This window comes from Rhizobium leguminosarum bv. viciae, from assembly GCF_012276115.1.
Lineage (GTDB): Bacteria > Pseudomonadota > Alphaproteobacteria > Rhizobiales > Rhizobiaceae > Rhizobium > Rhizobium leguminosarum_T.
Map to the genome: position 1 here is coordinate 302,134 of NZ_WIEU01000001.1, position 12,358 is coordinate 314,491.

Genomic DNA, 12,358 nt, shown 5'->3' on the forward strand with positions numbered 1-12,358 from the left:
GTTTCACTGTTCGAGTTCTTTAGGCTCAGGACCTAATGATTAGCGGATGCAAGCGGTCCAGCGGAAAAGTCATGCGAGACTCGGGCTGGTTGACGCGTTTTGTGGAGCGTCTGACGAAGCTTGGCACTGCGATCCAGGCAGCCGTTCTCGCGCAGCGCATATCCGTTGATAAAGTCCTCGAACGCGTCGCGATTGTCCCCGCCCGCTGTCACATCTCCGGCAGGCCGGCCTTTCGAAAGCCGTCGACAAAGTGGTCTCGTACAGATGCATCGCGCAGCGGCTGGGAGCTGAGCCAATGGCCGATCGTGAAATGAGGGTGGGCGATCAGGAACAATTCTGCTTCTCGCCGCGCCTCCTCAAGGTGGCCCAACTGCGCAAGCGTAGCAGCCAGGAATTTGCGTGAGTTGGTACGATACGTGTCTTCCCTGCGGAGTGTCGCGGCTGCCGCCTCATAGTCACGCGCGGCGTACTGCGCCTGCCCAAGATGACAAAGATACCAGCAGGTTGGATGGGGATTGAGCCGCAGAGCTTTTTCGATTTGCGCTAGTCCGTCGGCAACCCTGCCGTCCAGCACGGACATGTCCGACATGGCGGCCCAGGTGTCGGCGTGGTTGGGGTCCAGCTCCAGGGCCTTGGCGAAGGCGGCCTCCGATTCCTCCCATCGCCGCTCATAAGCCAAAATGGTCCCCAGAACGTAACGGCAGCCAGCATCGTTGGGATCTAGGTCGACCGCCTTCTGCGCGAACGTCACCGCCATCCGACGGTTAGGATCTTCGGGCTCGCCGAAATGAGTCCAGGCAAGCCAACGGTTATAGGCGAGCAGACCGAGCGCCTCGGCATATGATGGCTCGAGCTTAACCGCGCGTTGGAGCAACATATAGGCCTCACGCTCAGTTTGCGGCGACTCTTCCGTCAGGAGGCGGGCGCGCACACACAGATCGTACGCCTCAAGGTTCTTCGGCCGATTGCGCTGCTTCGGGATGGTCAGCCGGCCGACGAGGGCTTCAACAATCTTGGCGTTAACTTCATCCTGTAATTCGAAAACATCTTCCACCGTCCTGTCAAACCGGTCGGCCCACAAGTGCTGGCCGCCAAGCGCGTCGATCAATTGGGCATTGATGCGGACACGGCCCATTGCGCGTCTGGCGCTCCCCTCCAGGACGTAGCGGACGCCGAGTTCCTGGGCGACCAGCCGCACGTCGACCGGCTTGCCCTTGTAGCAATACACGGAATTGCGCGCGATGACGAACAGGCCAGCCGTACGGGAAAGGTCGGTGATCAGGTCTTCGGTCAAGCCGTCGACGAAAGGCGCGTCCGCTTCATCCCCACTCATATTCGTGAACGGCAATACAGCGATCGAGGGACATTCGGGCAGCGGCAATGTGCTCTGCAGCGCATCCGGCCAATGCCACACGCGGACCGGGCGAGTCAGGTTCTTTAGGTAGCGTTCGCCTGCATCAAAGAACCGGTCGCCGATCTTGCCGACGATCTCGCCGTGAACTTTGGCTGAAATGCATATACCTCCCGGTGCGGCCTGCGTCTCGAGTCGCGCCGCGACATTGACGCCGTCGCCGAGGATGTCTGAACCGTCGTCAATGACATCTCCCAGATTAACGCCTATACGCAAAAGCAGGCGCCGGTCTCCGGAAGCCTCAACAGCAGTGGTGGCCCGTTGCATTTCCAACGCTGCTGCGACCGCGTCGACCGCGCTACCGAATTCGATTAAGAATCCGTCGCCCATGACCTTGAAGATGCGACCCTTGTGGCGCATCACAGCCGGCTCGATTACGCCAGAACGGAGTTCCCTGAGGTTCGCCAGCGTTGCGACTTCATCAGCCTCCATCAGGCGTGTATATCCCACCACATCGGCAACGACGATGGCGGCAAGGCGACGCTGAAGAGATTGATCCGTCATGTGAGGACAAGCCTGATGACCAAATTAGCAAGTTATTGTTCAACCGAAGGTGAGTCAACAAATCGCAAGAGGTAATGTCCACGCGATCTCCACCTCCATCGAGCCGTAATCCTTCTTTGTGACCGACGGCGTCGAGGTGGACGACACGGAAATGAGTATCCACGAAAAGCGGACGGTTCTTGAACGTCTGGTGATGGGCGGGACGGTCCGGTCGCTGCTGCCTGCACCGCCCTCGGAGCACGTTTGGCAGGCGCGTGGCAACAGGTCGCCGTGCAATTGGCTAATTCGATCAACTGAAGGGCCGAACACCCAAAACCAAGACGTCGCAAGGCTGGATGGCACCGGAACCGAACAACGCCCGTCAATTGAAGGACGCGGCTCAGCGGCAGGCGCCGGGGGATCAGTCTATCCGTCGGCCTTCGGCGGAGAAGAGGTGGATTTTCTCGGATTTGGGCGCGAGGTGGATTTGCTGCTCAGGTTTTAAATCCAGCCGCCGGTGCAGCACGATGGTTGCCGTCTGCGTGCCGATCCGCACCGAAAGATGGGTCTCCGCACCTGTCGGCTCGACAGTCAGCACGGTGGCCGGAATGCCCATCTCCGCAATGTCGAGGTCTTCCGGTCGGATGCCGTAGGTGCGCGCCGCGCTGTTGCTCAATTGCGGCGGAAGCGGCAGGGAAACACCGCCTTCGATACGGAAGCCGCCGTCGCTGACGCCACCCTCGAAGAGGTTCATCGACGGCGAGCCGATGAAGGCGGCAACGAAGGTGTTATCCGGGCGGTCGTAGAGATCGAGCGGCTTGCCGATCTGCTCGATGCGGCCGGCGCGCATGACGACGATCTTGTCGGCCATGGTCATCGCCTCGATCTGGTCATGGGTGACGTAAACGATGGTCGTGCCAAGGCGCTGATGCAGCTCCTTGATTTCACTGCGCATTGTCACCCGCAGCTTGGCGTCGAGGTTGGACAGCGGTTCGTCAAACAGGAACACTTTCGGATGGCGTACGATGGCGCGGCCCATGGCGACGCGCTGGCGCTGGCCGCCGGAAAGCTGTTTCGGCAGGCGCTCCAGCAGCGGTTCAAGTGCGAGAATACCGGCGGCTTCGCTCACCAGCTTGTTGATTGTCGCCTTATCGCGCCCCTGCAGCTTCAAGGCAAAGCCCATATTTTCGCGCACCGTCATGTGCGGATAGAGCGCGTAGGACTGGAACACCATGGCGATATCGCGCTCCTTCGGCGCGACGTCGTTCATGACGCGACCGTCGATGCGGATTTCACCGGCGCTGATATCCTCTAGCCCCGCCAGCATGCGCAGAAGCGTGGACTTGCCGCAGCCGGACGGACCGACGAGCGTGACGAACTCACCGTCCTCGATATCCGCGGAAACCCCGTGGATAACGGAGGCCGCGCCGTATTGCTTTATAACCCGGTCGATTGCTACCGATGCCATTGTCTGTCCTCCCTCAGAGTTTCAATTGCCAGACGCCGGCCTCGGTGACGGCGCCGATGAGCGTTGCCGAACGTGCGGCGGCAAAGCCCGGAATCCGTTTGGACCCCGTCCAGCGGCCGTTGTCGGCGAAGACCTCGATGGAGCCGGCATCGAGGAAGATGCGCAGGCTCGACGGTTTCGCGCCGGTGGCGACGTAACGTGGCGGCGTCATACCGGTGCGAGCGTCGAAGACAATCGCCAGACCATCGGCATCAAGTTTCACGCCTAGATCGACATCCGGATGATCGAAGGTGAGATCGAAGGCGGCGCCCGGCTCGGTGAGATCAAGTACGATCTCGACGGCGCCGGTGCCGAGCGGCACGGTCTTGCCGGCGGCAAGCGCGGTGTCGTCCAGCAACTGATGGCGCAGGCTTTCGACGGCTGCGACCGGCGGGGTCAGCACGGTGTTGCCAGCGAGGAGCATGCGGCGCGGCAGGGTCATGGCCGTCCGGAAATCGTCCTTCTTGGAAAAATCCGTCCAGTTGGCGAGCCAGGCGATGCCGACCGGCTCGTCGCCATCAACGAAGGCCTGGAAGGCATAGGCATCCGAACCGAAATCCAACTCCTGCTCGAACTCCGCCGTGAAGGTGCGGCCATCGAAACCGCCGACGGTGACGGAAGTGAGGTTGCGGCGGCCGGTGGCCGGGTCGCGGCTGGTGAGCAGACCGAAGATCAGCGCCCAGCGGGTTTCTGGGTTTTTGCCGGAAAGCGGCACCATGCAGGGGCATTCCGCCGCCGTCATGCCGAAACCGTCCTCGCGATGGAGGATGCCGAGGAAGGTCCAGCCATCGGCGCCTTGCGGGTCTCCGGTTTCATAGAGCAATACGACGCCGCCCTGCCTGTCGCGGCTGCCGAGCAGCATCTTCCAGCGGCCGTCCGGGCCTTTGAAGACATAGGGGTCGCGGAAATCGGTGGTGAGGTTCAAGCCTTCCGGGCGCAGCGGCATCACGATTTCCGATGGGCCGGCGACGATGCCGTCGCGGCTGACGGCGGAAAGCTGGATTTGCTCTTCCGGTTGCCGGTCACGAACATGCTCGGTGTAGAAGACGCGGATTTCCTCGCCTTCCGGGCCGGTGCCGGGGGTCGCCGAGCCGGAGAAGGCGCCACCGCGGCCATCGTCCTTTTCCGATAGATGCGCCGCCGGGAAGAGGAACATGGGCAGATGTGTCCAGCGGACGAAATCCTTCGAGACGGCATGGCCCCAGTGCATAGTGTTCCAGCGCGGCTCATGAGGATAATGCTGGTAGAAGAGGTGAACGTTTCCGCCGAACCGTCCAAAACCGTTCGGATCGTTCATCCAGCCGAAGGGCGGGCGGAAATGGTAGCTGTCGGGCACGTCGGGGGCGGCGGTGCGGGCATCGCTGTGCAGGACGCGGATGCCCTCCTTCATCACGGTTTCCGGCCGAAAGGCGTAAGCGACCGAGAGCGCTGTGGCTGTCGCATCATAGGACAGCGTGGCACGACCGCCCTTCGCGAGCGTCACAGCGAAGAACTCAAATTCCCCCGTGCGGCGGGTCGAGGGCTCGCCGATGTCGTTGCCATCAACGGCAACGAAGAGCTTCGCCTCGCCGCCGGCATGACGCGCCTTCAGCCAGAGATGCAGCACCGTGCCTTCGGGCAGTTCCGCTTCAATGGTTTCAGGTGCTGACGTTTCGGATTTTGCCTGCAGAGACATGATCAACCTTTCACGGCGGAGCCGACGAATGAACTGACGAACCAGCGCTGGAAAGCCAGATAGAGAATGAGGACGGGGATCATCATCAGTACCGAGGCGGCCATGGCGCGGTCCCAGTAGATGCTGTCTTGTCCGAAGAAGGTGGCGATTGCGACGGCAATCGGCCGGGCATAGTCGGTCTGGGTGACCAGCGTCGGCCAGAGATACTGGTTCCAGCTTTCGATGCCCATGAGGATCGAGACCGTGGCGAGCGCCGGCAGGCTGAGCGGCATGTAGATCGACCGGTAGATGCGGAAGGCCGATGCGCCGTCCATTTCCGCCGCTTCATAAAGTTCCTTCGGCAGCTGCGCGAAGAACTGGTAGAAGAGGAAGACATAGAGCGGGCTTGCCACCCAGGGCAGGATCTGCACCGCGAATGTATCCGTCAGCCCCGCCCGCGACATCATGACGACGAGCGGCATGATGATGCTTTCCTGCGGGATGACATAGAGGGCGACGACCAGCGCCAAGAGCGCCGCCTTGCCGCGCAGCGAGCCCCAGGCGAGAACGAAGCCCGCCATGGAATTGATGACCAGACCCGAGACGACTGTGGCGACGAGGATCACCAGCGAATTGAAGAGATATCGGCCATAGGCCAGCTCGCCGGAGAAATGGGCGATCTCCTTGTAGTTCGACAGCGTCGGGTCGCTGACCCAGAAGGCGCGGAAGCTGCCCATGTCGGCGAGGATGCGGAAGCGGTCGTCCTTCAGGCTGGCGATCAGCAGCATGAACAGCGGCGAGATTATCACCAGCGCGATGACCAGGATGCAGAGGCTCTGCACGATGCGCAGGCTTCTCTTGCCGTTGCCCCTTGCGATTGCCAGGGAGGCGGGCTGGGTCAAAGCGAGATCAGACATCGAAGCGCCTCAGGAGTTTGCGTTGTAGGAGCGCGATCAGAAGAACGATGACGAAGAGGATGACGGAAACGGCCGATGCGTAGCCGAGTTTCTGCTCCTCGAAGCCGGCGCGCACCATGTAGTGGACAACGGTTTCGGTGCTTTCGTTCGGGCCGCCCTGGGTGAGGATCGCCACCTGCGTATAAAGCTTGAAGGCCTGGATGGTCGTGATAACAAGCACGAAGACATGGGTCGGGCGAAGGCCGGGCATGGTGACGTGCCAGAAGCGGCGCAGCGCGCTTGCCCCGTCGATGCGGGCGGCATCGTATAGTTCTTCGGGAATGCCCTGCAGGCCGGCGAGATAGATGATCATCTGAAAGCCATAAGCCTGCCAGGCTGAAAGCAACACGATGGAAAACATCGCCCAGTTGGGGTCGCCGAGCCAGTCGATCGGCTGGATCGTGCCGCCGGAAACGAAACCGACGATCTGGTTGAGCGGGCCGCTCGGATACTGGAACAGCGTGCCCCAGATGACGCAGACCACCACCATGGAGGTGATCGCCGGCAGGAAGAACAGGCCGCGCAGCAGGTTTTGCATCGGCAGCTTCTGATGCAAGAGTAGCGCGGTCAGGAAGGCGAGGCCGCACTGCAGCGGCAGCACCCAGACGGTGAAGCGCGTGACGTTCCACAGCGAGGTCCAAAACAGCGGATCGGTGAAGACGCGCTCGAAATTCAGGAGGCCGACGAAGCGCACCGGCGTCGGGCGCGGCACGAGCGGCTGGTTGGTCATCGCCGTCCAGAAGGACAAGAGGAACGGCGTGATCAGGAATATCGCCAGAAGCAGAAAGGCAGGCGCGATCATCGCCATTTCCTGCCAGAACCGCTTGTTGTCGCGGCGTTTCGCCGGACGCCGCAGAGCGGGCGCGGAGGTCTGTTGCAAAGTCATTGTTTCCTCCTCATCGGTCGTCTCCCGTAATGGTCCAGGGCCGGCAGGACGCACCGGCCCCGTCGAAACCCCTTACTGCTGCTCGTCGAAGGGCGGGTAGCCGGCGTTGTCCTCGATATCCTCGTCGATCTTCTTGGCAGCGGCCGTCAGCGCTTCCTGCGCGTCACCACTGTTGAAGATCTTGTCGACCGCCTGCATGAAGGCCGAGGTGATCGTCGGATAGGCCGGGTGCGGCGGACGGGCGATCGCGGTCTTGGAAGCCTGCTCAAAGGCGACTGCGAGCGGACCGCCTTCCGCATAGAGCGGGGATTCGGCGGCGAAGCTCTTCAGGCCCGGATAGGCGGACTGGGTCTTGGCGTACTCCCGGTACTCCTTGTCCTTCAGCAGGAAGCTCAGGAACTTGCCGGCGATCTCAGGGTTTTCCGAGGTCGCGGAAACGCCCCAGATCCAGGTTCCGTTCGGGCTCACGCCCTTGTCGCCGATCTTCGGCAGCGGCATGACGACGATATTGTCCTTCATCGCTGCCGATGCCTCCGCGTAGAACCAGTGGCCACCCATGGCGAGCGCGGCCGGCTGTCCCTCGGCATAGAACTGGTTGGTGCCCGACGAAGTCGGCACGACCCAGCCCTTCTTCACCCAATCCTGCATCATCGTCAGCGCCTTGACGCAGGCCTCGCCATCGAGCGTGCCGCTGGCCTTCCAGGTCTTGCGGTCGATCAGGTCGCAGCCGGCGCTTTCGAGCAGGGGGCCGTAGGCATAGGTGATCCACTCGGTCTTGATGCCGTAACCTCGGAAGGTGTCGATCGGCCACTTCACGCCTTCGAGCTTGGAAAGCTTTTCGAGATAGCCTTCGAATTCCTCGCGGGTCCAGGCATCATCGACCGATTTCGGAATGCGGGCGCCAATCGCTTCAAGATATTTTTTGTTGCCGTAGAGCACGACCGAGGAGTCGGTGAGGCCGATCGCATAAAGGTCCTTGTCGATCGGATAGGTGCCCTGGGCGATATTCGAATCCGTCATGTCATCGAGCAGGTCCTTGTCAAGGAGCGGCTTGACGGGCTGCAGATAGCCGGACCAGACGTAATTGGCGAGGAACGGAGCATCGAGTTCCATGATATCGGGCAGCTGCTTGGCCATGACGGCAGCGCTGAACTTTTCGTTATAGGCATCGTGCGGCGCGTAGATCATCTCGATGTCGACATCGGGATTGGCGGCCTCAAAGCGGGCGGCAACGTCGCCATAGGCCTTCACCCAGCCGGGATCGCCCTGGTGCATGACGTGGATGACGGTCTTCGCCTCGGCGAGACCGGCGGTCGCGACCAGCGCGGCGGACGCTAGGAGTCCGAAAAGTAAACGATTACCCATTGACGTGCTCATGATATTCTCCTCCTGTTAGACACTCGATGTTTCAGACGGATGCCCGTTCGACCAGATGGAACGGCAGTTTCCGCAGACGCGGCGGTTCGGGCTGCTCGGCCAGGAGGATCTCCATGGCAAGGCGGCCCATGGCGCGGTGCGGCAGGGCCATCGTCGTCAATGGCGGGTCCAGCCGCGAGGCAATCTCGACCTGGTTGTCGAAGCTTGCCACCGCGATATCATCCGGAATGCGAAGGCCGGCGCGGGCAAGCGCCGCATAGACTTCCATCGCCACGCGGTCATTGCCGCAAAGGATGGCGTCCGGCCGTTGACCGGATTTCAGAAGCGCCTCCACATGAGAGGCAACAAGGCTTGGCGCGCGGTCGCTGTAGACGCTGCGGCGCACCGCCGGAAACACGCCGACGTGGTCGATGCCCGCCTCCTCAAGAGCCGCACGAAACCCCATCTCGCGTAGCATGCCGGCGAGAATGCCCGGCAGGTTGATGAAGGCGATGCGCCGCCGGCCGGCGACGAGGAGATAACGCACGATCTCCCGCGCGCCGCCCTCTTCATCCGGCACCAGCGCGGTGACGCGGCCGGCAGCCTCTCGGCAGTTGATCATGACGCCGACGGCGCCCGCCAACCTGTCCGGCAGGGCGACATCCTTGTGGTACATGGCGGCGTAAGCAACGGCGCGGGGCCGGAACTGCTGCACCTCGTCGAGCACCGAGCCGATAGACTGGCCGCTGCGGTGGTTGACAGCAAAGACCGCCATGCCGGCGCTGCGGGCCGCCCCGTCGAGGCCACGTACGATCTCGGTAGCGAAGGGCGAAGTGATGAGGCCGTCGGAGACGACGCCGACCAGCGGCAGCCAGCCCTGTCGCACGCCACGCGCCGCAAGGTTGGTCACGTAGCCGAGCTCTTCCGCAATGGCCTTGACCTTCTGGCGCGTATCGTCCGACATGCGGGCGGACCCGCCGTGCAATGCGCCGGAAACCGTCTTTACCGAGACTCCCGCACGTTCCGCGATGTCAGAAAGAGATACTGCCACGATCCGCACCATCCTCCTTGGGTGATCGATTACCCAATAGTCGCAGCAGACGCGTTTTGTCAAGCGGCTTTTACGCGCGCCGCACGCCGGAACACGCCTTTGCCCTATGAACATCCTTGGAATGGGCTTCTTATAGGCACATCGGCGCATGCAATATGCGGCCGAGGGCGCATTTTCTGCGCCCTCGTCTGGTCATTCAGCCGATGGCCATGAGGCTTGCATTGCCGCCAGCAGCCGCGGTGTTGATCGACGTCGACACCTCCTCCAGCAGCCAATTCAGGCAATAGGCTTCGGGATCGTTCGCCAATTCCTCGGTCGTCGCGGCCTGGACCAGCGGCAGCGGACCGGGCAGGTGAGCGATGAAGCTCAAACCCCTCCGCTCGGGACGCGAGCCCAAAAGTCTCTAAGACGTAGCATGAGCCTCCTCGAAATCCCTGGTCCGACCCAAAGATCTACATCCCAAGACCCAAGGTCCTGCCGCGCTTCAGTGAGCGCTTCAACTCCATCTGCTGCGTGTGTTCTGCACGATGACTGCGGTCGGCAAGGCGGACGACCTGGCGGATATGCTCGATGTCCCCAGCCTGATCGAGCCCATTCGCTTCGGGTCGCAGATGAGCGCATACAGCGGATGAATAGGCAGCGCTCAACACTCGACTTGAACATCGGCCATGCTGTTTGAGAATAGATGGCAGCATTTCCTCGTTTCACTGCTATGCGTTGCAAACTGTAGGGTCGCTGGTCAGGAAGGAAAATGAACCAACTCTTCATCAGCGAAAATTGTTGGTATTTTAATTGTTTGGTCACCATCGGAAACCAAGGTAGTTTCAACCGCCGCTTTGCATGAAGGGCCTCGCCATGGCGATGAATTCAACAATCGAATGGACTGATCACACCTTCAATCCATGGACCGGCTGCACGAATATCAGTCCGGGCTGCGATCATTGCTATGCCGAAGCGTGGTCGAAGCGGTCGGGCCAAGTCAAATGGGGCAACTCGCCGCGCAAACGAACGACCGATAGCTATTGGCGGTCGCCGCATATCTGGCAGCGCAAAGCGGCGGAGTTCACCGCCGCTCATGGTCGCAGGCAGAGAGTTTTCTGCGCATCGCTGGCAGATGTGTTCGATAATAAGGCTGATCCTGCTTGGCGTCTCGACCTCTTTAACGTCATTCGTGCCACACCCTCGCTTGATTGGCAGCTCCTGACAAAGCGTCCGCAGAATATCAAGAAAATGCTTCCGCCAGATTGGGGCACTACCGGGTATTCAAACGTCTGGCTCGGCTTTACGGCCGAAGATCAGGTTCGATTCGATCAGCGCAAACACGTCATCAACGAGGTCCCCGCCCAAGTCTGGTTTGTTTCTTATGAGCCCGCGATCGGTCCCCTTCGTATTTCAGAAGCAGATCCAAGGCCCGATTGGCTGATCAGCGGTGGCGAAAGCGGTCCTGGTGCGCGTCCAATGATGTGCAATTGGGTCAGGGACATTATCGCAGATTGCGATGCTCTCGGAATTGCTGCCTTTCACAAGCAGTGGGGCGCATCGGGCAACAATCCCCTCGTACAGGAGAAGGGCATTTTCGCCGCAGAGATCAAGGAACTTGATCCGTTCGGCAAGGGTGGTGGTCTCTTGGACGGGAGACTAATCAGACACTTTCCGGCTGGTGATAAGAAGAACGTAAACGCGGCCTGACCTTGACAGGGCTGTAACACAATCGCAACCTCCTGTTGATCGACAACAGGAGTCGCGACAATCGCTGAATTCGGCTGGAAGATAGGTTCAACGCCTCCTTCGTTGAGCGCCCACAGTGATGCAAAGCTTCGACTGATCGCGCGTTATCTGGAAAGTTACTTTCCCGCAATTCTTGTAAATCATGCCCAGGACCGACAGCGCATCACTCTCGTTGATGGCTTTTGCGGTGGCGGGAGGTTTACGGACGACGGTTCGATCGTAAACGGCACCCCATTTTTGTTTCTCGAGGCGGTCGCCAAAGCAGAACGGATAGCAAATGCCGGTCGAAACAAGCCTTTGACGATCGACGCGGAGTATCACTTCGTCGACAGCAAACGGGATCACATCGAATTTTTGCGGGCGGAGCTGATCAAAGCCGGTTACCTGGACCAGCTTGACCGATCGATCTTCCTTTACAACACCGACTTTGAAACCGTATTTCCGGATATTTGTCGTCGTATTGAAGGCCGGACCAAGCGCGGGGTTGGACGGTCGATCTTTCTGCTGGATCAGAAAGGCTACTCCGACGTTGCTTTCGAAACGGTTCGGAAGATTTTGCGCTTTAGCGCAGCAGAATGCATTCTCACCTTTGCAGTCGGTTGGCTGATCGACTACCTGACAGACAAGCCACAGACGCTGAAGCGCGTCTCGCCTATTGAAATATCGGAAGAGCAGCTTCGCGAATTTCTCCGCTTCAAGGACGAGCAAGGTGGACGATACGTCATTCAGCGTCTGCTGTTGCGGCACATCGCCGATGCTACCAAAGCCAAATTTCAAAGCCCGTTTTTTCTTCGCTCGAAGGAAGCCCGGAAGGACCTATGGCTGGTTCATCTGTCAAACCACCTCAAGGCGCGAAATGTGATGGTCGACAGCCACTGGCTGATCAATAATCAGTCCTTGCATCAAGGTCATGGCGGCTTGGAGATGTTGGGCTTCAACCCGAACATCGATCCGAACGGCGCTCCGGATTTTTGGTTCGGCGCCAAAGACGAGGAGGTTATGAAAGACCGGCTTGCTGATGACTTCATGCGCAGAATGCGGGCCGCCCATGGGAGCATTTCGGTTCCATACGGAAATTTCGTCACTTCCATCGCCAACGAAACACCTGCTCGCCTCGCCGACATCGACAAGGTGACGGCATTCCTCGTCGAGGAAAAGGAGCTAGACCTCCGAAACGAAGGCAATGGAACGAAACGTACGTCTGTGCCTGTGTATCGGGATACCATTGGTGTCGCCCAACAACCGAAGCTCTGGTCGCTCGGTAGCCGCTAGGCAGGCAGGGATGACGACGTCGCGGAAATCGTGCCTGCCGCTTTCGGCTTGGCT

General features: G+C 60.3%; 10 protein-coding genes. 2 read left to right on the forward strand and 8 right to left on the reverse strand.

The genetic code is table 11. The features are described from left to right. Positions 1-208: 208 nt before the first annotated feature. The 8 genes from GFM02_RS01425 to GFM02_RS01460 form a co-directional block, all read right to left on the reverse strand. Positions 209-1,915 (reverse strand): adenylate/guanylate cyclase domain-containing protein, encoded by a 1,707-nt coding sequence (locus GFM02_RS01425; RefSeq protein WP_168273350.1) that lies wholly within the window; start codon positions 1,913-1,915, stop codon positions 209-211. Positions 1,916-2,315: 400 nt separating this feature from the next. Beyond that, complete coding sequence (locus tag GFM02_RS01430; protein WP_168273351.1) at positions 2,316-3,362, reverse strand: ABC transporter ATP-binding protein; 1,047 nt, start codon at positions 3,360-3,362, stop codon at positions 2,316-2,318. 13 nt (positions 3,363-3,375) lie between these two features. After that, positions 3,376-5,076 (reverse strand): glycoside hydrolase family 32 protein, encoded by a 1,701-nt coding sequence (locus GFM02_RS01435; RefSeq protein WP_168273352.1) that lies wholly within the window; start codon positions 5,074-5,076, stop codon positions 3,376-3,378. Between the two features lie 2 nt (positions 5,077-5,078). Then, a complete protein-coding gene (locus GFM02_RS01440; RefSeq protein ID WP_168273353.1) occupies positions 5,079-5,972 on the reverse strand; it encodes a carbohydrate ABC transporter permease in 894 nt (297 codons plus the stop codon). Further along, complete coding sequence (locus tag GFM02_RS01445; RefSeq protein WP_168273354.1) at positions 5,965-6,897, reverse strand: carbohydrate ABC transporter permease; 933 nt, start codon at positions 6,895-6,897, stop codon at positions 5,965-5,967. Before GFM02_RS01445 ends, GFM02_RS01440 begins: the two co-directional genes overlap by 8 nt. Positions 6,898-6,969: 72 nt before the next feature. Next, entirely contained in the window at positions 6,970-8,262 is a 1,293-nt protein-coding gene (locus GFM02_RS01450) for an ABC transporter substrate-binding protein (RefSeq protein WP_168273358.1), read from the reverse strand. Between the two features lie 43 nt (positions 8,263-8,305). Beyond that, positions 8,306-9,316 (reverse strand): LacI family DNA-binding transcriptional regulator, encoded by a 1,011-nt coding sequence (locus GFM02_RS01455; protein ID WP_168273359.1) that lies wholly within the window; start codon positions 9,314-9,316, stop codon positions 8,306-8,308. A gap of 184 nt (positions 9,317-9,500) precedes the next feature. Beyond that, positions 9,501-9,674, reverse strand: a complete 174-nt coding sequence (locus GFM02_RS01460) for a hypothetical protein (protein ID WP_168273355.1) — start codon at positions 9,672-9,674, stop codon at positions 9,501-9,503. A 485-nt stretch (positions 9,675-10,159) separates the two neighbouring features. Here GFM02_RS01460 and GFM02_RS01465 point away from each other — a divergent pair, with 485 nt between their 5' ends. Beyond that, on the forward strand, positions 10,160-10,993 hold the full coding sequence (locus GFM02_RS01465; protein WP_168273356.1) for a DUF5131 family protein: 834 nt from the start codon (positions 10,160-10,162) through the stop codon (positions 10,991-10,993). Between the two features lie 102 nt (positions 10,994-11,095). After that, on the forward strand, positions 11,096-12,304 hold the full coding sequence (locus tag GFM02_RS01470; RefSeq protein WP_168320537.1) for a three-Cys-motif partner protein TcmP: 1,209 nt from the start codon (positions 11,096-11,098) through the stop codon (positions 12,302-12,304). The last annotated feature ends 54 nt before the right edge of the window (positions 12,305-12,358 follow it).